Source organism: Methylobacterium brachiatum (assembly GCF_900113845.1).
Lineage (GTDB): Bacteria > Pseudomonadota > Alphaproteobacteria > Rhizobiales > Beijerinckiaceae > Methylobacterium > Methylobacterium brachiatum.
Genome location: NZ_FOQW01000008.1, coordinates 57,299 through 84,002, shown reverse-complemented (window position 1 = coordinate 84,002; position 26,704 = coordinate 57,299). Strand labels below are relative to the sequence as shown.

Genomic DNA, 26,704 nt, shown 5'->3' with positions numbered 1-26,704 from the left:
GCTTGAAGGGTAGGTTTACGATGGCGAACACCGCAATCCCCGGCGCCGGCTCCAACAAGGTCGGCAAGATCACCCAGGTCATCGGCCCCGTGGTCGACGTGCAGTTCGACGGGCACCTGCCCGAGATCCTGAACGCCCTGGAGACCAAGAACAACGGCGCCCGCCTCGTCCTCGAGGTCGCCCAGCAGCTCGGCGAGAGCACCGTGCGCTGCATCGCCATGGACACGTCCGAGGGCCTGACCCGCGGCCAGGAGTGCACCGATACCGGCGAGCCGATCAAGGTCCCGGTGGGCATGAACACGCTGGGCCGAATCATGAACGTAATCGGCGAGCCGATCGACGAGGCCGGCCCGGTCGTGTGCGAGACCTACCGCGCCATCCACCAGCCGGCCCCCTCCTACGCCGACCAGTCCACCGAGGCGCAGATCCTGGTCACGGGCATCAAGGTCGTCGACCTGCTCGCCCCCTACGCCAAGGGCGGCAAGATCGGCCTGTTCGGCGGCGCCGGCGTCGGCAAGACCGTGCTGATCATGGAGCTGATCAACAACATCGCGAAGGTGCACTCCGGCTACTCCGTCTTCGCCGGCGTCGGCGAGCGGACCCGTGAGGGCAACGATCTCTACCACGAGATGATCGAGTCCAAGGTGAACCTGGACCCGAAGGAGAATAACGGCTCGGCCGAGGGCTCCAAGTGCGCCCTGGTCTACGGCCAGATGAACGAGTCGCCGGGCGCCCGCTCGCGCGTCGCGCTGACCGGCCTGACCATCGCGGAGCAGTTCCGCGACGAGGGCCAGGACGTGCTGTTCTTCGTGGACAACATCTTCCGCTTCACCCAGGCGGGTTCCGAGGTGTCGGCGCTTCTCGGCCGCATCCCCTCGGCGGTGGGCTACCAGCCGACGCTGGCCACCGATATGGGCGCCCTGCAGGAGCGCATCACCACCACCACCAAGGGCTCGATCACCTCGGTGCAGGCGATCTACGTGCCGGCCGACGATCTGACCGACCCGGCGCCCGCCGCCTCCTTCGCCCACCTCGACGCCACGACCGTGCTGTCCCGCTCGATCGCCGAGAAGGGCATCTACCCGGCGGTGGATCCGCTGGACTCGACCTCGCGCATGCTGTCGCCGGCGATTCTCGGCGAGGAGCATTACGACGTGGCTCGCCGCGTCCAGCAGACGCTGCAGCGCTACAAGGCCCTCCAGGACATCATCGCGATCCTGGGCATGGACGAGCTGTCCGAGGAGGATAAGCTCACCGTCGCCCGCGCCCGCAAGATCGAGCGCTTCTTCTCGCAGCCCTTCTCGGTCGCCGAGGTGTTCACCGGCTCGCCGGGCGTGCAGGTGCCGCTGGAAGACACCATCAAGGGCTTCAAGGGCCTGGTGAACGGCGATTACGACGACCTGCCGGAGGCCGCCTTCTACATGGTCGGCACGATCGAGCAGGCCCAGGAGAAGGCCAAGAAGCTGAAGGCCGCCTAAGGCCGGCATCCCCTCCCCGGTTGCGGGGAGGGGTCGGGGTGGGGTGGCGGCATCGGCGAGCTTCGTCGGCGCCGTCCGTACCGCCCCACCTCCAGCTCCGCCCCGCGATGGGGCGGAGAGCGTGTTGCGGTTCCGGGATCGTCCTGAGATGGCCACCTTCCACTTCGATTTCGTCGGCCCCGAGCGGACGCTGTATTCCGGCGAGGTGACGGCCGTTCAGCTGCCCGGCACCGAGGGCGAGATGACCGTGATGCCGGGCCACGCCCCGGTCCTGACCTCCCTGCGGGTCGGGGTCATCGTGATCACCGAGAGCCAGGGCAGCGGCAAGCGGATCTACGTCCGCGGCGGCTTCGCCGATATCGGCCCGACCGCCGTGACGGTGCTGGCCGAGCGCGCCGCGCCGATCGAGGAGCTGACGCACGAATCCCTCGACCGCGACATCGAGGCGGCCGAGCTGCAGCGCGACGCCACCGAGGACCTGCAGAAGCGCGAGGAGCTGAACGGCCAGATCGTTCAGCTCCAGGAGACCAAGGCGCTGCTCAAGCTCTGATCGGTCACGGGCGGGCGCTCGCGAGCGCCCGCTCCAGCAGCGACGCCCGCGTCTCGGCGTCCATCGGGCAACCGAGTTCCAACCAGAGCGACCGGGCCGCGGCCAATCCGCGGCCGATGGCGGGGCCGGCCGGCAGTCCGGCCGCCACGAGATCCGCCCCCGCCAGCGGGAAGCTCGGCGCACCGCCCTCCCCGCTCAGAGCCTGCAGCGCCCGCTCGGCGTCCTTCGTCAGGATCGGCCGGGGCTCGCCGGACAAGATGGCCAGCGTCTCACTGAGTAACGGCAGCCCGTGTTCCGCGGCCAGCGCGCGCGCGGCCGGTGCGTCGATCCCGGCGCGGCCGTGAAGGTCCGCCAGCGCATCCGCATAGCCGGTGAGCAGCGCGTATTCCTGCTTCGACAGACGCAAGCGCTCCCGCAGGCGATCCGCGTCCTGCCGGTTTTCGACCGAGAGGGCGGCGAGACGCATCGCCGGCGAGAGTGCGGCGACGCTGGCTCGTTCCAGGCGCCCGCATTCGGCGACGCCGCCCGTGATCCGCTGGAGCAGCCCCGTGGCGCTCAGCGTTCCGACCATCGGCACCCCGCCGGGGGCGGTCAGGAGTTTCAGGAACTCGGCCCGGACGCGCTCGCGGGATAGCCGGTCCAGGGCGTCGCGCGCAGCGATACAGGCGGCGAGCGCCGCCGCATCCGGCGGGCCCGCGCCGAAGCGGGCATGGAAGCGAAAGAAGCGCAGGATCCGCAACGCATCCTCGCGGATGCGGGTTGCGGGATCGCCGATGAAGCGGACACGCCCGGCCGCCAGGTCGGGCAGCCCGCCGACCGTGTCATGCAGGCGCCCGTCGGCCCCGAGGGAGAGCGCGTTGACGGTGAAGTCGCGCCGCTCGGCATCCTTGGCGAAATCGCCGCCGAACCGCACCACGGCGTGGCGGCCATCGGTCTCGACGTCCTCGCGCAGGGTGGTGACCTCGATCGGTCCGTCCCCGGTGACCAGCGTCACGGTGCCGTGCTCGATCCCGGTCGGCACGGCCTTGAGGCCCGGTACCCCGCGGGCGGCGTCCATCACCGCATCCGGCAGCAGCGTGGTCGCGAGGTCGATATCGGCGGATGGATTGCCGAGCAGCGCATCGCGCACGCAGCCGCCGACCAGGCGGGTCTCGGCGCCCTTCGCGTCCAGAGCGGCCAGCGCCCGGCGCACGGCCGGCTGGTCCAGGAGGGCCGCCAGCCCGCCGTGATCGAGCGCGTGCGTCACTTGAAGCCGCCCGGTACGAGGCGGCCGTTCTCCATGTGGGGCGGCACGTACCCGCCGGCCCGGCGTTCGGAGAACAGGCCCTCGTAGACCAGCGTGCCGATCACGATGGCGAGTCCGGTGAGCACGAGGCGGAGGAGGTGCGGATCCCAATGCACCCGGCGGAGCGGATTGCGGCCGACCAGCACCAGGTAGATCGTGAACACCGCGAAGGGGATGAGGAAGAGGCCGAACTCTTCAATGAGGCGGCGCAGCATGATTGTCGGTGACCTTATCCCGCGGGGTGTGTGCTGGTTTCCGGGTAGAGGCGCTCCCGGAGGTTGTTCAGGATCCCGGCCGTGACCCCCCAGATGAGGCGGTCTTCGAAGGTCAGGGCATAGTAGCGGCGGGTGCGTCCCTGCCAGATCCGCGCCTCCAGGACGTAGCGCTCCCGATCCATCAGAACCGGCAGCGGCACCTCGAACACGTCCGCCACTTCGGACGGGTTCGGCGTGAAGGCGGCGTCGTCGGGCACGATGCCGATCACCGGTGTCACCAGGAACCCGGTGCCGGACAGGTAGGGGTCGAGATAGCCGAGCAGGCGCACGCTTTCGGGCGCGAGCCCGATCTCTTCGTGGGCTTCCCGCAGGGCCGCATCCGCCGGTCCGGGATCGGCGGGGTCGATCTTGCCGCCGGGCAGCGCGACCTGCCCGGAATGGTCGCGGAGATTGGCCGCACGCTGGGTCAGCACCAGCCGGGGACCGCCGACCCGGAACACCACCGGCACCAGCACGGCGGCCCGCCGATGTGGCGGCGGCGGGATCACGGCGCTGCCGTCCGGGTCGAGGCTGTGATCGCCGCGGGGATTCGACGTTGGGTCGTCCGGGCCCGGCGGGTCCGGCGACAGGTGGGACGCGGCGCGGGCGAGGAAATCGGCGCGCGTGTCGCTCACGCGGCCTCGGCCGGGGCGATAGTGTGGAAGATGCCGCCGGCCCAGAGCCCGAGCCACGGCCGCCCGTCGATCACGCGCTCCTCCGCGAGATCGACCAGATCGTAGGTGAGCGCCCGGGTCACCCGGGCCCAGAGCCCGCGGCGGACATGGAGATAGGGCTTCAACGCCCCGTCCGGGCCCTGCTCGAAGCGCAAGGCATGCTCGGAATCGACGCTCACGAGGTCGTCGACATTGGTCCGAAACGAGATCCGCCGGCCCTCCCCTTCGCCGTCGACCGCCATCTCGACGGCCACGAAGGCGGCATCCTCCACGGTGATGCCGACGCTCTCCACCGGGGTGACCAGCACGACCCGCCCATCCGGCTCGCGCCGCAGGATCGAGGCGAACAGCTTGACCAGCTTCTCCCGGCGGATCGGGGAGCCGTTGTGGTGCCAGGTCCCGTCCGCGGCGATGCGGATGTCGATGGGGCCGCAATAGGGCGGATCCCACTTGTCGACCGGCGGCAGCCCACGCTTGGGCAGGTCGCCCAGGGCGGCGCTGAGGCGGCTCAAGGTCGGGTCGGGGGCGGGATCCTCGCTCATGCCCGTTACAGATAGCGCTTCCGCGGCCCCGCAACCACGGTTGGTCATCTTCGATTCGCTCGACAGGGCCTGCGCCGGTCGCCGCCGCGTCTGATGGCCCGGTTCGCCAGCGATCCGTCTGTCGCTCGCATCCAGGATCGGGCAAGACTGAATGGGCCGGCAGAGGACCGCTTCTTCCGTGTTCCCGCCAGCCCTAAGTCAACGCGAGCACCGCGAGGGACAACACGCCACAAGCCATCAAGCCTGCAACAAGCATCACAGTCTGTTTTCGGATCGCCTGTTCAAGGCCCCGCATCGGTCGATGATAGGAAGACATGACATTCCTCCTGCTGAGGGACGCTATTGTAGCACGGCCCCGCATCAAACGACACGCGGGCAAATCGATTTTGCGTTCAAGATTAGTGGAGTAAGAACTTTGCGGCAGCGGTCATCAACGCCGTCGCTCCGACCAGTGCACTGAGTAGCCACTTCGTTTGAGCGTGCACGATTTTCTCGAGAGCAAGGTGTCCCGTCGCGATCTCCGCGCGGATAGACGCTTCGAGCGCTCTCAAGTCGCCCTTGGTGGCGATGTCGCCAGAGTATTCCTTCAGCGATTCGAATAGGCTGCTGGCGATCTGATCGGCCTGATCGCGGCTGAGACCGCTGGCCTCGAGGGTCTTGGCGAGCTTGACGGTGTTGAACATCGTCGGGACTTCTCGTCTTCAGCCGCAATCAATCTGCCTGGCGCCGCACGGTTGGACGACACACAGCGCAATGCTGGTCTTGCAATCCCGTCCCTTTGCTTGTGCACGGAACGATTTCGGCCCGCGACGCGTGAGCGAGTCGATTGTTGCCCGCTCTCCGGTCCCGGATCGATCAAGATCCGACAAGCGGCGCCTGCCCGACCCGCCCTCCCGGCTCAGGCCGGTCCCGCCCCCTGCGTGTTCACGTAGACCGCGTAGAGCGACTGGCTCGCGGTCATGAACAGGCGGTTGCGCTTCGGGCCGCCGAAGGTGAGGTTGCCGCAGACCTCCGGCAGGCGGATGCGGCCGATCAGCTTGCCCTGCGGGTTCCAGACCGTGACGCCGTTGTAACCGACGGCGCGGCCCGCGTTGCTCGCCACCCAAAGATTGCCGTCGACATCGGTCCGCATCCCGTCGGGGCCGCATTTCACACCGTCGACGACGCAATCCGAGAACAGCCGCCGGTTCGACAGGCTGGCGCCGGTCCCGACATCGAAGGCGTAGATCTCGCCCTTGCCGCCGGGGCCGGTATCGCCCGGGCCCTTGCCGGTGGAGGAGAGGTAGAGCGTCTTGTGATCGGGCGAGAAGCACAGGCCGTTCGGGTTAGGCACCTGCGCGTCGGTCAGGACCTGGTCGATCCGGCCGGTGGGATCGATCCGGTAGAGCGCGTTGGGAAGCGCGCGCTTGCTGGTCCGGAGACCGGCCGGTTGGCCGAGCAGCGGATTGAGATGGCCCTGCGGGTTCGAGGGGCCGCCTGGCTCGTCCGGCGTCCCCTCGTACAGAAGGCCGCCATAGGGCGGATCGGTGAACCAGTAGGACCCGTCGGCGTGCTGCTCGACGTCGTTGGGGGAATTGAACGGCTTGCCGTCGAACTGGTCGGCCAGGATCGTGGCGGAACCGTCGAGCTCGTAGCGCACCACCCGGCGGGTGATGTGCTCGCAGGAGATCTGGCGGCCCTGGCGGTCGAAGCTGTTGCCGTTCGAGTTGTTGCTGTGGCTGCGGAAGACGCCGACATGGCCGTCCTCCTCCAGCCAGCGCATCTGCCGGCCGTTCGGGATGTCGCTCCAGATCAGGAAGCGGCCGAGGCTGTTCCAGGCCGGCCCTTCGGCCCAGAGCGCGCCGGTCCAGAGACGGCGGATCGCGCTGTTGGGGACGATGTAACGCTCGAAGGACGGATCCACCGTGATCACGTCGGGATCGTTGAAATAGGTGCTCGGCGATGCGCCGGGCCGGAAGTCCCGCGGCGGGTTGGTCACCGTGCTCGGCGGTTCCGGCTGGCCGAAGGCGCTCGTGGCGGAAGCCAGAGCAGCGCCAGCGCCGACAAGCATCGCGCGCCGTGACGGCAAGGCGAGCCCAGTCTTGATTGCATCAACCTGCGGTTGCCGCATGACGTTCCTCCCCATCTGCCGACCGTTTCTCGATCTCGATCTTGGCGATCGCGGCATTATGGCGCGGAACGTCTGGCGATCAACTGGGCTTGCGCCGCAGGATCTTCCAGACGCCGTCCGCCGACGCCACGAGGCGCGTTCCCTCCCGGACATCGCCGCGCATGAACACCAGGGAGCCGGTGCGCTTGACCACCTGGGGATGCACCACGATCCAGTCGCCGAGGCGGCCGACATCGATGAACTTCATCTCGAGCTGGATCGTCACGCAGTTCGCACCGTCCGCCGCCCGCATCGCGGTCTCGCCCAGCGCGCGGTCGGCGAAGCTCATCAGCATGCCGCCATGGACCACGCCGATCAGGTTGGCGTGCTTCTGCTCGGCCCGGAACGCGTAGGCGCCGTCCGCGGCTCGGACATACAGGGGGCCGACATGGGCGATGAACCCGTGGTCCTCCACCTCCGCCCAGCCCTCGGATGCCGGATCGAACGTCTTCGGGTCGGTCGTCATCGCGTCGCGTCCGTCCTGTCGTTGAGAGGGTCGATGCCCCGCGGACTTACGTCCCGCGCGGCTTCGCGCGCCGGGTCGGGGCCTCGGCCAGCGGGTCCTCCGGCCAGGGGTGGCGCAGGTAGCGCCCGCGCATCTCCGCCCGCACCGCCGCCCAGGAACCACGCCAGAAGCCCGGGAGATCCCGGGTGATCTGGATCGGGCGGTGCGCCGGCGACAGCAGGTGCAGGACGAGGGGGCGGCCGCCCGCGGTCGGGTGCCGGTCGAGGCCGAACAATTCCTGGACCCGGACGGCCAGGACAGGCTCGGCCTCGGTGTAATCGACCGGGATGCGCGAGCCGGTCGGAACCTCGACATGGGTCGGCGCCGCGGCGTCGAGACGGCCGCGCAGCTGCCAGGGCAGAAGGTCCTGCAGGGCACCGGCGAGGTCGGCCGGGGTGATCGCCGCCAGGGCGTTGCGCCCGACGAGGGCCGGCGCCAGCCAGGTTTCGGCGCTCTCGGCCAGGGCGGCGTCCGACAGGTCCGGCCAATCCCCGCCCCCCGCGGCGCGCAGGAACCGCACCCGGGCGCGCCATTGCGACAGGCCCGGGGTCCAGGGCAGGCGGTCGAGGCCGAGGCCGACGATGCCGCGGGCCAGGATCGCCGCGGACTCCGTGTCGGCCGGGACCGGCAACGGCCGCTCGCCGAGATTGACCGCGCCCAGACGCCGGACCGCCCGGGCCCGCAGGGCGGCGGCCTGCGGATCGAAGGTCACCTCGGTGCGGGCCTCGATCCGGTCGGCGAACAGCCGTTCGATCGCCTCGGCCCCGATGGTGGCGGCCGCCAGGATACGCGCATTGCCGGCGGCGCCCGCGAGGTCGGCGATCACCAGATAGGTCTCCCGGGCGAGCGGGCTCGCCGGGTCGAGACGGCCGGCGCGGCCGCTGGCCATCACGAACTCGCCCTCCCGGCCCCGGGCCCGGGCGACCCGGTCCGGATAGGCCAGAGCCAGCAGCGGGCCGGCCGCTTCCCGATCGTCCTGCTGGGCGCCCCCGGCGATCCGCGCCCAGTTCTCGGCCAGGCGCCGCATATCCGCGGCCCGGCCGCCCCGGTCCCGGCGGAAGCGCTCCACCCGCTCGTCGAGATCGATGCCGTCCCCGCCGAGCCCGCGCTCGACCAGCACCGCCGCGAGGTCGGCGGCGGCCCGCGCCTGGCCCGTCCCGGCCGCCACCGTCACCATCCGGGCCAGCCGCGGCGGCAGCGGCAGGGCGCGCAGCTTCGTGCCGATCTCGGTGAGCCGCCCGTCGGAATCGAGCGCCCCGAGGGCGCCGAGCATGGCGCGGGCCTCCGTGAGCGCGGCCGCAGGGGGCGGGTCGAGGAAGTTGAGCGTGCGCGGGTCGGTGACGCCCCAGGCGGCGCAGTCGAGCAGCAGCCCGGCAAGGTCCGCCGACAGGATCTCGGGCCGGGTGAACGGTTCGAGCGCGTTGGTGCCGGCCTCGGACCACAGCCGCCAGCACAGGCCCGGCTCCGTCCGCCCGGCGCGGCCCCGGCGCTGGTCCACCGAGGCGCGCGAAGCCCGGGCGGTCACCAGCCGAGTCAGGCCGAGGCCGGGCTCGTAGACCGGTACCCGCGCCAGACCGGAATCCACTACGATCCGCACGCCCTCGATGGTCAGGGAAGTCTCGGCGATGCTGGTGGCGAGCACGACCTTGCGGGTTCCGGGCGGCGCCGGCGCGACGGCGCGGTCCTGCTCGGCCGGGGTCAGCGCGCCGTAGAGCGGAGCGAGCTGGACCTCCGGCCCGACCTTGTCGGCCAGGAGATCGTGGGTCCGGCGGATCTCGGCCTGTCCGGGCAGGAACACCAGCACCGAGCCCGGATCCGCCCGCAGCGCCCGCAGGGTCACCTCGGCGACCGAATCCTCGATCCGCCGGTTCGGGTCGCGCTCGGCGTAGCGGGTCTCCACCGGGAAGGCCCGGCCCTCGGAGGCTACGACCGGGGCATCGCCGAGCAGCCGCGCGACCCGGGCGCCGTCCAGGGTCGCCGACATGACCAGGATGCGCAGATCCTCGCGCAACCCGCCCTGCGCATCGCACGCGAAGGCCAAGCCGAGATCGGCGTCGAGGGAGCGCTCGTGGAATTCGTCGAACAGGACCGCGCCGACGCCGGCGAGCTCCGGATCTTCGAGGATCATGCGCGTGAACACGCCCTCGGTGACCACCTCGATCCGGGTCCTCGCCGAGATCTTCGACCCGAGCCGGACCCGCAGGCCGACCGTGCCGCCGACCGCCTCGCCGAGGATCTGCGCCATCCGGGCGGCGGCGGCCCGGGCCGCCAGGCGGCGCGGCTCCAGCAGGATGATCTTTTTCGCGCCCAGCCAGGGTGCGTCGAGCAGGTCCAAGGGGACGCGTGTGGTCTTGCCGGCACCGGGGGGCGCCACCAGCACGGCGGCGTTCCGGGCGGCGAGCGCGCTGCGCAATGCGGGGAGCGCTGCCTCGATCGGCAGTGCGGGTGTCGGGCCGGCCATCGCCTCCGCTGATGGCCCGGTCGGCGCCGTGGCGCAACCGTCCCGCCGACGGGGTGCACGCGATTCGCCGGGATGGGATGCGCCGGCCTGCCGGGCCGGCGTGAACAGGCCTATCCACAGCCCGCTGGCAGCCGGATCCCCGTTATCCACAGGGTTAACGGGCGTTCGCGATGGGGCGGCCAGGCCCGTTGACGAAACGTTAACCCTTCTGGCTTGTTCTCTCTTCGTTCCGGCAGCAACGAAGGGGATCCCGATGCTGACCCAGGCCCTCGCCGCCCAGAAGGACCATGCCTGCCCGGTCGATGCGATCAGCCGCGCCTATCTCGGCTTCGCCGACGGCGACGCGGGCATTGCGCTCCGCTGCGCCATCGCCGACGCCCTGTCCGACCTGATGGATGCCGAGCGGCGCACCCGCGAGCGCAGCCGTCTGATCTCGCGCGGCTACATCCGGGAATCACCGGCGACCGCCGCACCGGTCGAAAGCTGAACAGAAGCTGCAAGCCCACTTCAGCGTCGATGCAGCGAATCCTAGGCATTCTGTCTTCCGTGATCGGGAACGCCCCGGCGGTCCCGCGCTGCACTCGGAGTCAGGTCATGAGACGGATCGCTGTGCTTTCGGCCGCCGCGCTGATCGGCGCGGGGACCCTCGCTTCCACCGCCGCCGAGGCCCGCGGCGGCGGCGCCATCGCGGCGGGCATCATCGGCGGCTTGGCGGCCGGCGCCCTGATCGGCGCTGCGGCCCAGGCCGCCCCCGCCTACAGCTATTCCTATAGCACCCCGTATGACGGCTACGGGCCGACGCCCGTGGTCGTCCGGCCCCGCCCGGTCTACCGCGCCTACGAGGAGGTGGAACCGGTCTACGCGACGCGACGGGTCGTCACCTACGAGCGCGTTCCGGTCGGCTACGGCCATCGCCGCTGGCGCGACGACTGGGATTGCGACGACGATTACGGCTACCGCCGCCACTACCGCGGCTGGTGAGCCGGTCCGGTGCCCTGGCTGGGGCGTCACGAGATCCGAACGGCGCAGCCTTCCCGGGAGGCTGCGCCGTATCGTTTCGCCGGGATCCAGAGCCCGCTTTCATCCGCAGCATCCCCGACATCGGGGGACGCCGGGGCCGCGCAGGGCACGGCTGCACCGGAACCGCGTACCCGATCGAAGTGGGGTCGGTTACGATTGCTGGCTCAGTCGGCTTTGATTCCACGGCATCGGCACTTCCATGCTTGTCCATGAAGGCGGGACGCGCACCTTCCAGGCGGATCTCAACCTCTCCTGGTCCCTCGCCGCGGTGGCCGGCGCGCTGAATACGGCCGGCTTCTACGCGGTCGGCTTCTACGCCTCGAACATGACCGGCAATGTGTCGGCGATCTCCGACCGGGCCGGGACCGGCGACCTCATCCTCGCCGCCAAGGCGCTGCTCCTCGTCATCCTGTTCGCGCTGGGCGCCGCGACCTCGACGCTGCTGATCCGGCGGCGCCGCCGCCATGCGCCCTACGGCGCCTATGCCTACAGCATCTGCGCCGAGGCCTGCCTGCTCGTCGCGATCGGCCTGATCGCGCTGCCGCTGGCCGAGCCCGCCCGAGGCGAGGCGCTGGTGTTCGGCCTCAGCTTCGTCCTGGGGCTGCAGAACGCCGCCGTGACGAAGATCACCGATTCCCGGGTGCGGACCACCCATGTCACCGGCATGGTCACCGATATCGGCATCGAGCTCGCGCGCTGGCTGGACCGCAAGGCGGGCGATCCCCAGGCCAAGCGTCACGACCCCGCCAAGCTGCGGCTCCACCTGATGACGGTCGGCGCGTTCCTCGGTGGCGGCCTTTTGGGCGTGGTCGCCTATCGCGCGATCGGCGTGGGGCTCCTGTTCGCCGCCGCCGCGATCCTGGCCCTTTTGGCGATTCCGGCGATCGCCGCCCGCCGCTCGGCCCCGGCGGACTGACGGACGCCGCGCTCAGGCCTTGATGTCGAGGAGCTGGCCGCTCATGCGGTCGGCGGTGCGCGCCACCGCGGCGTTCAGCGCGAAGGACGTCCGGGATTCGATCAGATCGGCGACGGTGCTGGACAGGTCGACCTGCACGGCGGGTGGCAGCGCCGCATCCCCGACCGGCGCGCCGATCGCCGCGACTGTCTGTGCTGCCGTGCCGAGCCGGTCGGTCGCCCGGGTCATGCCGGCGGTCGCAGTCTGAAGCGCGTCGATCATCGCGGGGTCTCCTGGCGGAGAGCTTGCCACGACGATGAGACGCGAGGGTTTCGCGGATCGCTCAAATGCGAGGGATTCGGGTTGTTTGGTGCCCTGGGCCAGGGCCATGCCCAAATCGCATTACGGATCCCTCGTATGCGACGGCTCCATCGGACTAGTATCCAGGCGCGCGGCGCCGGATGCGCGAATCGACATCGCGACGAGCCGGATCGATTCGCAGCTCGATCCCGAGACGAGGGAGCGTGCGTAGGCCTCGAAGGAGGGCTCCAGCCAGCCGCGCGATCCCTGGAGGCTTCCTTCGAGGCCCGCTCGCGCGGGCTCCTCAGCGACTGTGTTGGTCGTCAAGCGATTTGCCATGGTTTCTGGTCCCTGAGCATGGCGTTGAGGATGGTGAGCAGCTTGCGGGCGACCGCGATGACGGCCACCATCTTGGGCTTGCCGGCGGCGACCAGGCGGTCGCGGAACGGCTTGAGCACCGGGTTGTGCCGGCAGGCGGTCAGCGCGGCCATGAACAGCGCCGTGCGCACGCTCTTGCACCCGCCCGCCACCATGGCGCGGCCCTTCCACTTGCAGAACTCGCGTACGAACGGCGCAAGGTCGGCCAGGGCGGCAATCTGCCGTCCGTCGAGCCGGCCCAGTTCCGGCAACTCGGCCAGGAGCGTGCGTGCCGTGACCGGCCCCACCCCGGGCACTGAGGCGAGCAGGTCCTCCGTGGCAAGCCAGGCCGGCGAGCCGCGCACGCCCGTGTCGATCTCGTCGTCGACGCCGGCCAGCTCCTTCTCCAGCGCCTTGACCAGCCGGGTAGTGCTCTTGGCGATCCGCGGCACCTCGGTGCGGTGAGGCCGGTTCTTCTCCGCCGCCAGCATCTCGATGATCTGACGGCGCAGGGCGACTAGTTCGGCCTGCAACCGCGTCGCCGCTTCCGGCAAGGGCCGCACTTCGGGCCGCGTCGCTGCCGCGAACCGGGCGATCACCGCGGGTGTCGATCGGGTCCGACTTGGCCCGCTGGCCCAGCGCCTTGGCGAAGTGCCGGACCTGGGCCGGGTTGACCACCACCAGCGGCAGACCCGCCCCCGCCAGCGCGGCCGCCGCCACCTGCTCGAAGCCGCCGGTTGCCTCGATCGCGACCAGATCCGGCGCCAACGCCCGCAGGCGCGCCACCAGGTCGCTCAGACCCGCCCCGTCGCGGGCTACCGCGAAGGCCTGGCCCTGCGGCAGGACATGCACGTCCAGCCGCGCCTTGCACATGTCGATCCCGACATACACCGGCCCCATCCCGCCCCACCCTTGCGCAACCGGGCTCTTGCGGCCCGAGCGACTGTCCGGGGTCATGGAAGGAACGGGCAGGCTCCCAAGCTGAGGTACAGGCGTCAGAGCCCTAGGATGAGCCGGGGTCCTGTCCGTCGCCGCAGCGCCGACCTTACCAGATCGGACCCGAACTGACTTACCAGGATGAGGGCGCGGTTCGGATCGATGCTGGTCTACGCATCCACCGTCATTGCGCGCGCAACGAAGCAATCCAGGGAAACACGATATTCGGGCAGCGCGCGCCGCCCCAAATTACGTCTCTGCGCAGGCTATGCCGGTGAGCGATCGAACCGCGACCGCGCCCCCTACCGAACGGGCCTAATTCACCTTCACTACCAGCTTCATCTTCGGATGGATGCCGCACAGCACTTGGAAGGTGCCGCGCTCGGTGAAGGTGACCGGCGTGCGGCTGCCCGGCTCCTGGTCGCCGGAATCGAAGCTGAACGTGTCCGATTCGACGAAGACGTGATGCAGCAGGTCGCTGTCGTCGTTGACGAACATCACCGTCTCGCCCCGGCTCAACGCGAGGTTGCCCGGCTGGAACGCCCGGCCCTTCTGCGACACCATCAGCCCGGAGGCTTCGAGATCGCCGATCAGGATCAATCCGCAGATCATCCCCAGCGCCAGAGCGGCGAAAGCCGGCAGGGCCGATCGCCCGCGGGGCTGTGCGAACAAACTCGACGCTGCGGGGGGCATGCTGTTCCTCGGGCTCGTCGCGGCAATCTACCTGAGATTTTATTGAGAAATCATTTTCGCGATGCCTCGTGTTCCGGCCATTTCGGCTGTTTGGGCAGTGATCGCGATACCAAAACGGTTGTTCACGGGTCGATTCGGCAATCCACCCGGCTAATCGCGTCTTAACATGTAGCAATTACGGTCGACCGCACCTGTCACACGGCGGCCCGGTGCGATGCGAGACCCCGAGAGAGCGACGGACGAACGCGAACCCTCGAGTTCGATGCGCGCCGTGCGCGGCATCGCGGGCCTGCCCGCCACGATCCGCGGCCGGATCTTCGTCGCCTTCCTGGGCATGAGCCTGCTGTCCGGCGCGCTCGGCCTCTACGCCGTCGTGGCGATCTCGCATGTCGGGGCGCTCGTCAATCGCACCTATGACGAGTCGCTGATGTCGATCAATTACGCCCGGGCGACCGCGGCGGATTTCGCCAAGATGCGCAGCGCCTTCGCGCGCCGGACCCATGCCCGCGACGCCGCAGCGGCGACCAAGCTCGATGCCGAGATCGCCGAGCTCTCGACCACCCTCTCCGAGGACCTGACCATCGCGGTCGAGCGCTCGCAATCGGACCGGTCGGTGCGCACCGCCGGGGCTGTCCAGGCCGCGGTGGCCACCTGGGAGGAGATGCGCCGCGGCCTCGATCCGGCCACCGCCCGGCCCGAGCGCTGGGACGCCCTGGACCATCAGGCCAACGTGGTGGACGGCCAGATCGACCTGCTGGTCAACTACACCGCGGGCGACGGCTTCACCTTCCGGCAGGCCGCCCGGATGCTCGTCGCCCGGGAGATGCAGGTCAACGCCATCGTGGCGGGGCTGGCGGTGTTCGCCTGCGCGATGATCGCCTGGCTGCTCAACCGCCGCATCACCGGACCCCTGGCGGATGCCTCGGCGGCGGCGGAGCGGATTGCCAGCGGCCGGCTCGACGACCGGATCCCGGCCGGCGGTCGCGACGAGCTCGGCAGCCTGCTGCGCTCGATGGCGGTGATGCGCGACAACATCCGGGCGATGATGCAGCGCGAGGTCAGCCAGCGCCGCGTCGCCGAGGCCCTGGTGACCGACGCGCTCCAGACCTCCCGCGAGGGCGTGATCGTGGTCGATGCCGAGGGCGTCATCGCGCTCGCCAACACCCAGGCGCTGCACTTCTTCGACGGGCTGGAGGCCGCGATCGCGGCCGGCCTGTCCCTGTCGCGCCCCGCCCCCGGCTCGCCGAATCTCGACGAGTGCTTCCGGGCGCTCGCCCGCGACGGCGAGATCCGGCTGGCCGACGGGCGCTGGTTGCGGGTGAGCCGCAGCGCCACCCAGCAGGGCGGCTTCGTGGCGGTGTGCAGCGACATCAGCCTCCTCAAGGAGCAGGAGGACCGGCTCACCGCAACCAACCTGCGGCTCGACGCGGCTCTGGACAACATGTCCCAGGGGCTGTGCCTCTACGATGCCCAGCACCGCCTGATGGTGGTGAACCGGCGCTACAGCGAGATCTACGGCCTGCCCGCCGGTGCGATCGTCCCCGGGATGTCCGCGCAGGACGTGCTGCGGGTGAGCCTCGCGGCCGGCAACCATCCGGGCAGCGACCTCGCTGCCCTCCTCCGCCAGGAGCACGAGGCGCATCGCGGCGGCACCTGGCACACGCAGTTTCAGGAACTCGCCAACGGCCGCACGGTCTCGATCGACCGGCGCGAGACCGCCGATGGCGGCTTCGTGGCGACCTACGAGGACGTCACCGAGCGCCGGCGGGCCGAGGCGCGCATCGCCTTCCTGGCGCATCACGACACGGTGACCGGGCTGCCGAACCGGGAGGCTCTGGGCCAGCAGATCGACCTGGCGGTGGCCCAGGCCGGGCGCGATGCGGGCTTCGCGGTCTTCGCCATCGACCTCGACGATTTCCGGCCGGTGAACGAGACCCTGGGGCACGGGGTCGGGGACGAGCTGCTGGCCGCGGTCGGCGCGCGGCTGACCGCCTGCGTGCGCGAGGTCGACTGCGTCGCCCGGCTCGGGGCCGACGAGTTCATCGTCGTCCAGCGGGGCGTCGACCGGCCGGAGGAGGCCGCGATCCTGGCCCGGCGGATCCTCGAGGTGCTGAGCGCGCCCTACAGCCTGAGCAACCACGAGATCAGCGTCGGGCTGACCATCGGCATCACCCTGGCGCCGGGCGACGGCGCGAGCTGCGAGAAGCTCCTGAAGAACGCCGAGGTCGCCCTCGACCGCGGCAAGACCGAGGCCCGGGGCTCGTTCCGGTTCTTCGAGCCCGAGATGGATGCCCGTCTCCAGGCCCGGCGCATGCTGGAGCGCGACCTGCGCGACGCGCTGGCCCGCGAGGCGTTCGAGGTCTACTACCAGCCGATCTACAGCCTCGCCACGGACCGGATCTGCGGCTTCGAGGCCCTGCTGCGCTGGAACCACCCGAGCCGCGGCTTCGTCTCGCCCGCCGAGTTCATCCCGATCGCCGAGGAGCTCGGCCTGATCGTCCCGCTCGGCGAATGGGTGCTGCGCCGGGCCTGCGAGGAGGCCGCCCGCTGGCCGGACGGGCTCAAGGTCGCGGTCAACGTCTCGGCGGTGCAGTTCACCTCGGCGAGCCTGGTGACCGCGGTGCGCGAGGCCCTGCGCCGGACCGGCCTGCCCGGCCGCCGGCTGGAACTCGAGATCACCGAATCCGTGCTGGTCGCCAATCCCGGCGCCACCACCGCGATCCTGCACAGCCTCAAGGCGCTGGGCGTGCGCGTCTCGATGGACGATTTCGGCACCGGCTACTCGTCGCTGAGCTACCTGCGCAGCTTCCCGTTCGACAAGATCAAGATCGACCAGTCCTTCGTGCGCGACCTGTGCCTGAAGGACGGGACCGACTTCATCGTCCGCGCGGTGATCGGGCTCGGCACCAGCCTCGGCATGACCACCACCGCCGAGGGCGTGGAGACCGAGGCCCAGCTCGCGCATCTGCGCGCCGAGGGCTGCGACGAGGTCCAGGGCTACCTGATCAGCCGCCCGGTCCCGGTCTGCCAGGTGGGTGAGGTCATCCAGCGCTGGAACGGCGCCGCCCGGGCGATCGCCTGACGGGCCCCTCCCCCGTGGCGGGGGAGGGATTGGCGCGGCGCCTCACTCGGCCGCGTCGAGGCGCGGACGCTCCACATGGCTGCGCTCGGCCTTGACCAGCTCGGCCGTGCGGAACGCCACCTCCAGCGCCTGCTCGGCGTTGAGGCGCGGGTCGCAGTAGGTGTGGTAGCGGTCCTGCAGGTCGTCGGCGGTGAGCGCCCGGGCGCCGCCGGTGCACTCGGTCACGTCCTTGCCGGTCATCTCGAGATGGATGCCGCCCGCGAACGTGCCCTCGGCCCGGTGGACGCCGAAGAAGCCCTCGATCTCCTGCATCACCCGGTCGAACGGCCGAGTCTTGTAGCGGCCGGCCGCGACGGTGTTGCCGTGCATCGGGTCGCAGATCCAGACCACGGACCGCCCTTCCCGCTCGACCGCCCGGATCAGACCCGGCAGGTGGTCGCCGACCTTGTCGGCGCCGAACCGGCAGATCAGGCTCAGCCGGCCGGGCTCATTCTCCGGGTTCAGCAGGTCGATCAGCCGGATCAGGCCGTCCGCCTGCATGGACGGGCCGCATTTCAGGCCGATCGGGTTCTTGATTCCGCGGGCGTACTCGACATGGGCGTGATCCGGCTGCCGGGTCCGGTCGCCGATCCAGAGCATGTGCCCGGAGGTCGCGTACCAATCGCCCGTGGTCGAGTCGACGCGGGTCAGCGCCTCCTCGTAGCCGAGCAGCAGGGCCTCGTGACTCGTGTAGAAGTCGGTGGTCCGCACCTCCGGATGCGTCTCCGGGTTGATGCCGATCGCCCGCATGAAGTCGAGCGCGTCGGTCATGCGGCCGGCGACATCCTGGTAGCGCGAGGATTGCGGCGAATCCTTCACGAAGCCCAGCATCCAGCGATGCGCGTTCTCCAGGTTGGCGTAGCCGCCGGTGGCGAAGGCGCGCAGCAGGTTCAGGGTCGCGGCCGATTGCCGGTAGGCCTCGAGCTGGCGGCGCGGGTCCGGCGTGCGGGCCTCCTCGCTGAAGCCGATGCCGTTGACGATGTCGCCGCGATAGCTCGGCAGGCTCACGCCATCGAGGGTCTCGGTCGGCGAGGAGCGCGGCTTGGCGAACTGCCCGGCGATGCGCCCGACCTTCACCACGGGCGAGCCGCCCGCGAAGGTGAGCACCATCGCCATCTGCAGGAACACCCGGAAGAAGTCGCGGATGTTGTCGGCCGAATGCTCGTCGAAGCTCTCGGCGCAGTCGCCGCCCTGGAGCAGGAAGGCCTCGCCGGCCGCGACGCGCCCGAGCGCCGTCTTCAGCTTGCGGGCCTCACCGGCAAAGACCAGCGGCGGAAAGCTCGCGATCTGGGTCTCGACCGCCTGCAGCGCCGCCGAATCCGGATAGGCGGGGACCTGCTGGATCGGCAGGTTCCGCCAGTTCTTCGGTGTCCAACGCTCGGCCATGACCTCTCTCCGCGCACATCCTTCGTGCGATCGCGCGTGACGCGCGAAGCGCGGCTTATAGAGAGGTTCCCGGGCCCTTGCGAGTGCCGGATTCCTGAGGGCAGGCAGGAGCCTGAAGCAGAGTTGTTTGTCTGGCGCGGCTGAGCTCAGCGCTCGGCGGACGTTTCTTCGCCGATCCGGCAGGCGAAGTCTTGAGATTGGTCTGGCCTCACGCCTCGCCGTCCTCGACCTCGATCCCGTGCTCGGCCAGGATCCAGAAGATCGCCTCCAGATCCTCCGCGGAGACGTCTCGGGGCGGCAGCGCTTCCTCGAGGTCGTCGTAGGTGAGGCAGCGGCTGCGCAGGGTCTCGGCCTTGGCGAGCAGCCGGTCGATCGCCCGGCGGATGTCGGGGGGCAGCGCGTCGTGGCTGGGGACCCGGTAGCTGAAGGCCGGCCGCAGCGCATCGGCCAGCAGGCCGTCGATGATCGCCTGACGCCGCGCGTGCGCGTCGTCCTCGCGATTGCCCTTGCCTGCGCCCTGCTTGCCCATGACCCTGATATGGCTCGGCCGCGCACCGCGTCGAGACCCCGCGACGCGGCGAACTTAACCGACCCCTACGGGATGCTTAGTCACCTCCGGCACCCGCATGGTCACGAGCTCCTCGGCGGCGGTGGGGTGGACCGCGATGGTGCGGTCGAAATCCGCCTTGGTGGCGCCCATCGTGACCGCGATGCCGACCGCCTGGATCAGCTCGCCGGCATCGTGGCCGAAGAGGTGGACGCCGACGACCCGGTCGCTGGCGCAATCGACCAGCACCTTCATGAGGATCCGCTCCTCGCGGCCCGAGAGCGTCGCCTTCATCGGCCGGAAGCGCGCCTTGTAGACGTCGATCTTGCCGTAGATCTCCCGGGCGGCGGCCTCGGTATGGCCGACGATCCCGATCTCGGGGGTCGAGAACACCGCGGTCGGGATCAGCCGGTGGTCGACGCAGGACGGCTTGCCGCCATAGACCGTGTCGGCGAAGGCGTGGCCCTCGCGGATCGCCACGGGGGTCAGGTTGGCGCGGTTGGTGACGTCGCCGACCGCGTAGATCGAGGGGACCGAGGTCTGGGAATAGGCGTCGACCGGGATCGCTCCGGCAGCGTCGGTCTCGATCCCGGCCTTTTCCAGCCCGAGCCCGGCGACGTTCGGGCGCCGGCCGGTGGCCACCAGGACCTGATCGGCCAGGATCTCGGAGCCGTCGTCGAGGCGCGCGCGCAGCCCGTCGGCGCGCCGGTCGATCCGGGTCAGCGTGCGGCCGAGCCGCAGGTCCATGCGCCGGCCGTAGGCCTCGGCGAGGGCGTCGCGGACCTCGTTGTCGAAGCCGCGCAGCAGCCGATCGCCCCGGTGGAGCAGGGTCGTGCGGCTGCCCAAAGCCGCGAACACGCCCGCGAACTCGACCGCGATATAGCCGCCGCCGATCACCAGGATGCGCTCGGGCAGGCTCTCCAGCTCGAACACCTCGTTCGAGGTGATCGCCAGCTCGATCCCGGGCACCGCGGGCTCCTTCACCGGATGACCGCCGACCGCCACCAGGATCCGTTCGGCCCGGACGATCCGGTCCGATCCGAGCAGGCGGATCGTGTGCGGATCCTCGATCACGGCGCGCTCGGGCACGATCTCGACGCCGGCGCGCATCAGGTTGGTGTCGTAGATCCCTTCGAGCCGGGTCACCTCGGTGTCGCGGCGCTGCTTGAGGACGTGCCAGTCGAAGCGCGGGCGCTCGACCGTCCAGCCGAAGCCCGCGGCGTCCTCGAACTCGTCGGCGAAGCGGCCGGCATAGACCATGAGCTTCTTGGGCACGCAGCCGCGGATCACGCAGGTGCCGCCGACCCGGTATTCCTCGGCCAGCATGACCTTGGCGCCGTAGCCGGACGCGATCCGGGCGGCGCGGACGCCCCCCGAGCCGCCGCCGATGACGAAGAGGTCGACGTCGAAGGCGCTCATGCGGGGCCGTCCATCTCGGGTTCCGTCGCGGCGGCGCGCGGCGCAGCTGCACGCATCCAGGTGATGGCAGCGCCGAGCCCGGCCGTCCACCACGCCGCCCAGCCATTGTGCTCGACGAACGCGATGGCGGCCGCGCAGGCGACGAGACCCAGTGCCGCGGCCCGGTCGGGCTGCGGCAGCCCGGCGATCCGGCCGAGCATCAGCAGCAGGACCAATGTCCCCAGGAGCGCGCCGGGCAATCCCAGCTCGGCCCAGACCTGCAGGAAGCTGTTATGCGGGTGGCCGACCCCGAGGATGATCCGCATCTCCGGCGCGACCGTGCCGGCCACCGGGGTCTCGGCGAAGCGCGCGCTGGTGCCGAATCCGGCTCCGAGCCACGGATCGGCCGCGACGGCCGCGCCGAAGCTGCGGGCGATGGCGACCCGGGCCCGGGAGGAGGACTGGACCAGGCGCTCATGCGCCGCCTCGGGCATGACCTTGGCGAGCAAGTCGCCTTCCACGGGCGCGAGGGCCACGGCGAGGCCGAGGCCCAGGCCCGCCAGACCGATGCCGGCCCGCCGGGGCAGCAGACGGGCCAGGGCGAACAGCCCGGCTCCGGCCAGCAGGCCGAGCTGCGCAGCGCCGCTGATCGAGCGCAGCACGCCCAGGGCGCCGAAGACCAGGGTGGCGACAGCGAGACCTCGGGCCCGGGTCCGCCAGAGCACGAGGGCCACGGGGCCAGCCACGAGATCGAGGGTCAGGGCCGGCCGATTGTGGACGAAGGCCGCGACCCGGCGCCCGAGCGCGCGTTCGAGGGCGAGGTCCGAGGCGAGGTCGATGGCGATGATCAGGCCCGCCAGCCCGATCGCCGCCGCTGCGAGAGGGGGCGCGAAATCCGGGATCCGGCCCGGGGCGAGGCAGGCCAGCAGGTAGGCGGCGATCAGGGTGGGCAGAAACTCGCCCAGCACCCGCAGCGACGCACCGGGGAATGGCGTCCAAGCGAAGGAGACGAGGCACCAGGCCAGGAAGGCGAGCGTCGCGAGGCCGAGCGGTTGTTTCAGGGGGGCAACGACGCGCGGCGCGAGGGTGCGGCGATCCTCAAGGAAGCGTCCAACCAGGAAGGCGAGCGCGGCGAGGCCGATGAAGACCGGGCTCGACCGGTTGGCGAGCACCATCGCCAGCGGCAGGACGGCGAGCACCGTCGCGCCGGCCGCGTAGAGGCGGTGGGTCGTCTGCGCGGAACGTGTCTGACCGCGCGCGCGCGCCGGCATGGAGTTCAACGGCATCGGATGTCCAAGGCGCCCCCATCTTCGAGCGAGGATGTTCACACATCTTCGGTCGTGGCGCGGGTCCCCTCTCCCGTGCAGGAGAGAGGGGGCGCGTCGCGGTTTGCGCGGGCCGAGGCCGTCGGCGCGGCGGTCGATCCGCCGGCGCGATCCTCACTGCATCTGGTGGCCGCGCTTGCCCATCTCGGCCCGGACCCGGACCATGACGTATTCGGACACTTCCTGCGTCCAGTCCTGCATCTCCTGCACCATCTCGTCGAGGAGCTGCGGCTGGGCCTCGACGTAGTGCTTGCCGGCCGGCGAGCGGAAGAAGGTCGCGATCTCCTTCAACTCGGGCTCCGGGAACTTCGCCGCGTAGGTGCGGGCGGCGATGTCGATCATGCGCTGCTTCTGCAGCTCCATCTCCGGCTGAAGGGAGGCCAGGACCTCGTCGAGATCCTTCGTCAGCTCGGGGCGGGTCACGGTCTGCTTGCGGATCTGGTCGGCGAAGGCCGGCAGGACCGAATCGAACGAGCGGGCGATGCCGGAGCTGAGCATCACCTCGCGCGCGAGAGCCAGATGGCTCGGCGTGTAGGTCGGCGTCGCGGCGGCCGGCGTGTTCGGCTGCGCCGCCGGCTTGGCGGGGGCCGTCTTGTTCGCCTGGGCCGAGGCCGCATGCGGGAGGATCGTGACCGCGGCGAGGGCGAGGCCGAGCGCGGCGGTGAGGCGACGGGACATGCTGAACGTTCCTGCAAGGAGTATCGCGCTTCAGACCAAGCTGCCGAGAACGGTGACCTCGGCCTGCCCGTCCCGATTCGCCGCGAGGATCGCGGCGTCGGCGATGCCGAGGAACAGGCCGTGCTCGACTACGCCTGGCACCGCCCAGAGGGCGGCCCCGAGCGCGTCAGGGTCGGGGATGGCGCCGAGATGGGCGTCGAGGATGTGATGGCCGCCATCGGTCAGCAGCGGCTTGCCGGCCGGGTCGCGGCGCAGCCGAACTGGGCCGGAGCAGCCGACCCGGGCGACGGCCGCCTCGACGGCGCGCTGGGTCGCGGTCAAGCCGAACAGGTTCACCTCGATCGGCAGCGGGAAGGCGCCGAGCCGGGCGACGTGCTTGGCCGCGTCGGCGATCACCACCATGCGGCGGCTGGCGCAGGCGACGATCTTCTCCCGCAGCAGCGCGGCGCCGCCACCCTTGATCAGGCGCAGCTGGTCGTCGACCTCGTCGGCGCCGTCGATGGTCAGGTCGAGCTCGGGCTGCTCGTCGAGCGTGGCGAGGCGGATGCCGAGGCCCTCGGCCTGCAACCGCGTCGCCTCCGAGGTCGGCACGCCGACGATGTCGAGCCCGTCGCGGACCCGCTCGCCGAGCAGGGCCACGAAGGCAGCCGCGGTCGAGCCGGTGCCGAGGCCGAGCCGCATGCCGGGCTCGACCAGGTCGAGGGCGCGCGACGCCGCCGCCCGGCGCAGGTCCGGCCCGCTCACGGCCGGTCGGCCCGGTCGGCGGGGTGGATCGAGATGTCGCGCATGCGGGGCAGCCGGGCTTCCTGAGGCGGTCGCGCGGCCCCTAGCACGCCGCAGGGCGGACCGGAACGCCTCCGCGGGACGGGTGGCTTCAAAAGCGTCCGCCCTGTGCCGGCGTGGCGCTGGCCCCGGCCCGGCCGGGGGCCGGCCCGGTGAGCGGCGCGTCGGAACTCGCCTCGGCGCCGGGCTTGGCCTGCTGGGTGCAGACCACCTGCTCCTTCTTCACGAGCACGAAGCAGATGCTCATCTCGCCGGTTCGGTAATTCACCCGGAACACGCCGGCCTCGCGGGTGTGGCGGCTCGCCACCAGCCCGTATTCCGACGGTGCCTGCGAGCCGGCGCCCTCCCCGGGGCCGAAGCACACGGTCTGGCCGATGCCGCCGGCCGATTCCTGCAGCCCGTACTGGCACGAGGTCACCTCGCCGGTGACCTTGTCGACCCGGTACATCCGGTTGAGGTCGGTCTGCGGCGCGGGCACGAACTCGAACGAGGTCGCGGCGGCCGGCGCGCTCGCCAGCGCGAGGCAGAGGGCAAGAAGGGGCAGGGACGGTTTCATCGCGGGATCCGGGAGCTGACGCGCCCAGCCTTTCGCTGGGCTTTCGGGCGAGTGTGGGGCGCCGCGCCGCCTTGCCGCCGGGTCTGGCCGGCTTTAGCGAGACCGTATCCCAGCAGGAGCCCGACCAGATGCCGCCCGACTCGACCGCCCGTCCGCCGATCGCCGTGTTCGACCTGGACGGAACCCTGGCCGAGACCGCGGGCGACCTGATCGGCACCCTCAACGTGCTGATGAAGCGCGAGGGCCTGGCCGAGCTGCCCCTGTCCCAGGCCCGCGGCCTGATCGGCGCGGGCGCCAAGGCGCTGATCCGGCGCGGCTTCGAGGCGGAGGGCCGCGCGCTCTCGCCGGAGGACCACGGGCGACTGTTCGAGGCCTTCATCGCCCATTACGGCAAGCACCTCGCCGACACGTCGCACCTCTATCCCGGGGTGGTGGAGGCGCTGGATGCGCTGGAGGCGGCGGGCTTCCGGCTGGCGGTCTGCACCAACAAGTTCGAGGGCCAGTCGGTGGAGCTGCTGCGCCTGCTCGGGATCGGCCACCGCTTCGCGGCGATCTGCGGACGCGACACCTTCCCGGCCTACAAGCCCGACCCGAGCCACCTCACCGGCACGATCGAGCGCGCCGGAGGCGATCCGGCCCGGGCCGTCATGGTCGGCGATTCGCGCACCGACATCGACACCGCCAAGGCCGCCGGCATCCCGGTGGTGGCGGTGACCTTCGGCTATACCGACAAGCCGGTGACCGAGCTCGGGCCCGACCGGGTGATCGAGCATTTTTCGGAGCTGCCGGAGGCGGTCCGCGCCCTGGTGCCGGTGGAGGCCGCTTAAAGGTTCAGCGCAGCCAGCTCCGCAGCCGCGCCACCGCCTCGTGGCACTCGGCCTCGGAGCCGGCGAACGAGAACCGGACATGGTGGTGGCCGAGATCCGGGTCGAAATCGAGCCCCGGGGTCGCGGCGACGTTGGCCTCGTCGAGCATGCGCCGGCAGAAGCCGGTGGCGTCGTTGGTGAGGTTCGCCACATCCGCGTAGAGATAGAAGGCGCCGTCGGCCGGGTGCACGCGCCCGAGACCGAGGCCGGGCAGCGCGTCGAGCAGGATCGCCCGGTTGCGGGCATAGCCGTCGCGCACCGCGTCGAGCTCGTCCGTGGCGTCGAGCGCCGCCAGCGCGCCGACCTGCGAGAGATAGGGTGCCGAGATGTAGAGATTCTGCGCCAGCCGCTCGATCGGGCGGACCAGGACCTCCGGCACCACCATCCAGCCGACGCGCCAACCGGTCATGCAGTGGTATTTCGAGAACGAGTTGATCACCACGGCGTCGGGATCGAACCGCAGGGCGGTGATGGTCGGCAGGCCGTAGCTGAGGCCGTGATAGATCTCGTCCGAGATCAGCGGCAGGCCCAGCTCCCGGGTGGCCGCGCAGAGGTCGCGCAACGCGGCTTCCGTGATCACCGTGCCGGAGGGGTTCGCCGGGCTCATCACCAGGGCGCCGGCCACCGGGGCGCGGGCATGGGTTTCCCGAAGGAGCGCGGCGGTCGGGGCGAAGCGGTCTTCGTCGCGCAGCACCATCGGGGCGGGCACGAGGTCGAGGGACGCCAGGATGCTGCGATAGGCCGGATAGCCCGGCTGCGGCACCGCCACTCGGGCGCCGGCATCGAACAGGCTCATGAAGGCGAGCACGAAGCCCGCCGATGAACCGGTGGTGATGACCACCCGCTCCGGGCTCACCGCGACGCCGTGGCGCTGGGCATAGTCCCGGGCGATCCGCTCGCGCAGGGCCGGTAGGCCCAGCGCCTCGGTATAGGGCACCCGGCCGGTGGCGAGCGCCGCCTGCGTCGCCGCGATCACCGCCCGCGGGGCCGGGGCCGAGGGCTGGCCGACCTCCATGCGCACCACGTCATCGCCGCGCCGGGCCTTGGCGGCGGCCGCGGCCATGACGTCCATGGCGAGGAACGGCTGGACGGCGGCGGCCCGCCGGGAGATCGGAATCATGTTGTCCTGACGGGGCGCGAGGGCGGGTCAGCGGAGCGCCGGGGTTAGCCCCTGGCGGCCCCGGCCTCAACCGGCGTCAGTGCGGCGCAAGGCCCGCGGCCATGTTGACCACCAGCGCCAGGATGCCGGTGTTGAACAGGTAGGCGCCGATCGTCTGCGCGGTGGCAATCCGGCGCATGCGCTTGCTGGTGAGATTGGTGTCGGAGGTGGCCGCCGCCGCCCCGATGGTCACGGTGAAGTACAGGAAGTCCCAGAAATCCGGCTCGGTCTCGCCGTGGAAGTCGAGCCCGCCGCGCTCGGCGCCGGCCTCGTCCTCGGTGCCGTAATAGACGTGGGCGTAGTGCACGGTGAAGATCATCTGCACGAACACCCAGGTGCAGAGCAGGCTCGCGCCGGCGAGCGCCAGGGCGTAGCGCTCGCCGGGTCCGGCGATGCGGCCGCCGACCACCAGCACCGCCACCGAGCCGAGGCTTGCCGCCGCCGCCAGCAGGGCGAAGACCGTGATCACCCCGGCGCTGTCGTCGAGCCGTGCGGCCTCGCGGCGCATGGCGTCCCGGCTCTGCCCGGTCGCCCGGCGCACGACCAGCCCGGCATGGACGATCACGCCGGCGCACCAGCCGGTCAGCAGCCGCATCCCGGGATCGAGGCCCGGCACCAGCAGGGCGGCGGCGATCGCCACCAGGATCGCGCAGAGCAGATGCGGGCGCAGCCAGAAGGCGCGGAACAGCTTGAGCATGGCAGACCGGATTGCGCGCGGCGGGCGGGATCTGCGCGCCAGTCTCGTGATTTGACCCGGCGCCGCGAAAACGCCTAACCCACCGTCTA

At 70.9% G+C, this 26,704-nt stretch carries 26 protein-coding genes and 1 pseudogene; 7 read left to right on the top strand and 20 right to left on the bottom strand.

Going from position 1 to position 26,704, the window contains the following annotated elements; genetic code table 11:
- Positions 1-20 precede the first annotated feature (20 nt).
- Together atpD and BMZ47_RS11845 are read left to right on the top strand one after the other, a co-directional pair.
- Positions 21-1,478, top strand: coding sequence for a F0F1 ATP synthase subunit beta (gene atpD, locus BMZ47_RS11850; protein WP_007566551.1), 1,458 nt, complete (start codon positions 21-23; stop codon positions 1,476-1,478).
- Positions 1,479-1,626: 148 nt separating this feature from the next.
- Entirely contained in the window at positions 1,627-2,028 is a 402-nt protein-coding gene (locus BMZ47_RS11845; RefSeq protein ID WP_007566550.1) for a F0F1 ATP synthase subunit epsilon, read from the top strand.
- 4 nt (positions 2,029-2,032) lie between these two features.
- Here the strand turns inward: BMZ47_RS11845 and BMZ47_RS11840 are convergent, their stop codons facing one another.
- From BMZ47_RS11840 to hrpB, 8 genes are all read right to left on the bottom strand, one after another.
- Positions 2,033-3,274, bottom strand: a complete 1,242-nt coding sequence (locus BMZ47_RS11840) for a CCA tRNA nucleotidyltransferase (protein WP_091862284.1) — start codon at positions 3,272-3,274, stop codon at positions 2,033-2,035.
- On the bottom strand, positions 3,271-3,528 hold the full coding sequence (locus tag BMZ47_RS11835; RefSeq protein ID WP_091862280.1) for a DUF6111 family protein: 258 nt from the start codon (positions 3,526-3,528) through the stop codon (positions 3,271-3,273). The genes BMZ47_RS11840 and BMZ47_RS11835 overlap by 4 nt, the downstream gene beginning before the upstream one ends.
- 14 nt (positions 3,529-3,542) lie before the next feature.
- A complete protein-coding gene (locus tag BMZ47_RS11830) occupies positions 3,543-4,202 on the bottom strand; it encodes a CoA pyrophosphatase (protein ID WP_091862277.1) in 660 nt (219 codons plus the stop codon).
- Complete coding sequence (locus BMZ47_RS11825) at positions 4,199-4,783, bottom strand: DUF1285 domain-containing protein (protein ID WP_091862274.1); 585 nt, start codon at positions 4,781-4,783, stop codon at positions 4,199-4,201. The genes BMZ47_RS11830 and BMZ47_RS11825 overlap by 4 nt, the downstream gene beginning before the upstream one ends.
- Before the next feature lie 398 nt (positions 4,784-5,181).
- On the bottom strand, positions 5,182-5,466 hold the full coding sequence (locus BMZ47_RS11820) for a hypothetical protein (RefSeq protein ID WP_091862271.1): 285 nt from the start codon (positions 5,464-5,466) through the stop codon (positions 5,182-5,184).
- Between the two features lie 215 nt (positions 5,467-5,681).
- Entirely contained in the window at positions 5,682-6,893 is a 1,212-nt protein-coding gene (locus BMZ47_RS11815; RefSeq protein WP_091862269.1) for an SMP-30/gluconolactonase/LRE family protein, read from the bottom strand.
- Positions 6,894-6,972: 79 nt separating this feature from the next.
- A complete protein-coding gene (locus tag BMZ47_RS11810) occupies positions 6,973-7,398 on the bottom strand; it encodes a PaaI family thioesterase (RefSeq protein WP_091862266.1) in 426 nt (141 codons plus the stop codon).
- Positions 7,399-7,444: 46 nt separating this feature from the next.
- Positions 7,445-9,898 (bottom strand): ATP-dependent helicase HrpB, encoded by a 2,454-nt coding sequence (gene hrpB / locus BMZ47_RS11805; RefSeq protein ID WP_091862263.1) that lies wholly within the window; start codon positions 9,896-9,898, stop codon positions 7,445-7,447.
- 253 nt (positions 9,899-10,151) lie between these two features.
- On the opposite strand from hrpB, the gene BMZ47_RS11800 reads away from it, so the two are divergent.
- The 3 genes from BMZ47_RS11800 (at position 10,152) to BMZ47_RS11790 (ending at position 11,834) form a co-directional block, all read left to right on the top strand.
- Entirely contained in the window at positions 10,152-10,385 is a 234-nt protein-coding gene (locus BMZ47_RS11800; protein WP_091862261.1) for a hypothetical protein, read from the top strand.
- A 107-nt stretch (positions 10,386-10,492) separates the two neighbouring features.
- Positions 10,493-10,879, top strand: coding sequence for a hypothetical protein (locus tag BMZ47_RS11795; protein WP_091862258.1), 387 nt, complete (start codon positions 10,493-10,495; stop codon positions 10,877-10,879).
- A 238-nt stretch (positions 10,880-11,117) separates the two neighbouring features.
- Positions 11,118-11,834 (top strand): YoaK family protein, encoded by a 717-nt coding sequence (locus BMZ47_RS11790; protein ID WP_091862255.1) that lies wholly within the window; start codon positions 11,118-11,120, stop codon positions 11,832-11,834.
- A 12-nt stretch (positions 11,835-11,846) separates the two neighbouring features.
- Here the strand turns inward: BMZ47_RS11790 and BMZ47_RS11785 are convergent, their stop codons facing one another.
- From BMZ47_RS11785 to BMZ47_RS11775, 3 genes and pseudogenes are all read right to left on the bottom strand, one after another.
- Positions 11,847-12,203, bottom strand: a complete 357-nt coding sequence (locus BMZ47_RS11785) for a hypothetical protein (protein ID WP_244536803.1) — start codon at positions 12,201-12,203, stop codon at positions 11,847-11,849.
- A gap of 233 nt (positions 12,204-12,436) precedes the next feature.
- Positions 12,437-13,370 (bottom strand): annotated as a pseudogene (locus BMZ47_RS11780) (IS110 family RNA-guided transposase).
- A gap of 351 nt (positions 13,371-13,721) precedes the next feature.
- The gene (locus tag BMZ47_RS11775; RefSeq protein ID WP_007559784.1) at positions 13,722-14,099 is read right to left on the bottom strand and encodes a plastocyanin/azurin family copper-binding protein; all 378 of its coding nucleotides are present in this window, start codon (positions 14,097-14,099) and stop codon (positions 13,722-13,724) included.
- A gap of 262 nt (positions 14,100-14,361) precedes the next feature.
- Between BMZ47_RS11775 and BMZ47_RS11770 the strand changes: the two genes are divergently transcribed.
- Positions 14,362-17,181 (top strand): EAL domain-containing protein, encoded by a 2,820-nt coding sequence (locus BMZ47_RS11770; protein ID WP_230366745.1) that lies wholly within the window; start codon positions 14,362-14,364, stop codon positions 17,179-17,181.
- A gap of 42 nt (positions 17,182-17,223) precedes the next feature.
- Here the strand turns inward: BMZ47_RS11770 and BMZ47_RS11765 are convergent, their stop codons facing one another.
- From BMZ47_RS11765 to BMZ47_RS11735, 7 genes are all read right to left on the bottom strand, one after another.
- Positions 17,224-18,606: a class II 3-deoxy-7-phosphoheptulonate synthase gene (locus BMZ47_RS11765; protein WP_091862246.1), complete on the bottom strand. Its 1,383-nt coding sequence runs from the start codon at positions 18,604-18,606 to the stop codon at positions 17,224-17,226.
- Between the two features lie 208 nt (positions 18,607-18,814).
- Positions 18,815-19,135, bottom strand: a complete 321-nt coding sequence (locus tag BMZ47_RS11760) for an RNA polymerase sigma factor region1.1 domain-containing protein (protein WP_091862243.1) — start codon at positions 19,133-19,135, stop codon at positions 18,815-18,817.
- A 54-nt stretch (positions 19,136-19,189) separates the two neighbouring features.
- Complete coding sequence (gene gor, locus BMZ47_RS11755) at positions 19,190-20,572, bottom strand: glutathione-disulfide reductase (RefSeq protein ID WP_091862240.1); 1,383 nt, start codon at positions 20,570-20,572, stop codon at positions 19,190-19,192.
- A complete protein-coding gene (locus BMZ47_RS11750; protein WP_425285059.1) occupies positions 20,569-21,837 on the bottom strand; it encodes an O-antigen ligase family protein in 1,269 nt (422 codons plus the stop codon). Before BMZ47_RS11750 ends, gor begins: the two co-directional genes overlap by 4 nt.
- Before the next feature lie 153 nt (positions 21,838-21,990).
- Entirely contained in the window at positions 21,991-22,554 is a 564-nt protein-coding gene (locus BMZ47_RS11745; protein ID WP_091862234.1) for a DUF2059 domain-containing protein, read from the bottom strand.
- Positions 22,555-22,584: 30 nt separating this feature from the next.
- Positions 22,585-23,298, bottom strand: coding sequence for a ribose-5-phosphate isomerase RpiA (gene rpiA / locus BMZ47_RS11740; RefSeq protein ID WP_007559775.1), 714 nt, complete (start codon positions 23,296-23,298; stop codon positions 22,585-22,587).
- 130 nt (positions 23,299-23,428) lie between these two features.
- Positions 23,429-23,893, bottom strand: a complete 465-nt coding sequence (locus tag BMZ47_RS11735) for a hypothetical protein (RefSeq protein WP_091862231.1) — start codon at positions 23,891-23,893, stop codon at positions 23,429-23,431.
- 128 nt (positions 23,894-24,021) lie between these two features.
- On the opposite strand from BMZ47_RS11735, the gene gph reads away from it, so the two are divergent.
- Complete coding sequence (gene gph / locus BMZ47_RS11730) at positions 24,022-24,720, top strand: phosphoglycolate phosphatase (protein ID WP_091862228.1); 699 nt, start codon at positions 24,022-24,024, stop codon at positions 24,718-24,720.
- A gap of 4 nt (positions 24,721-24,724) precedes the next feature.
- Here the strand turns inward: gph and BMZ47_RS11725 are convergent, their stop codons facing one another.
- Both BMZ47_RS11725 and BMZ47_RS11720 read right to left on the bottom strand, forming a co-directional pair.
- The gene (locus BMZ47_RS11725) at positions 24,725-25,879 is read right to left on the bottom strand and encodes a pyridoxal phosphate-dependent aminotransferase (RefSeq protein WP_091862223.1); all 1,155 of its coding nucleotides are present in this window, start codon (positions 25,877-25,879) and stop codon (positions 24,725-24,727) included.
- 76 nt (positions 25,880-25,955) lie between these two features.
- A complete protein-coding gene (locus BMZ47_RS11720) occupies positions 25,956-26,615 on the bottom strand; it encodes a DUF1345 domain-containing protein (RefSeq protein ID WP_007559750.1) in 660 nt (219 codons plus the stop codon).
- Between the last annotated feature and the right edge of the window lie 89 nt (positions 26,616-26,704).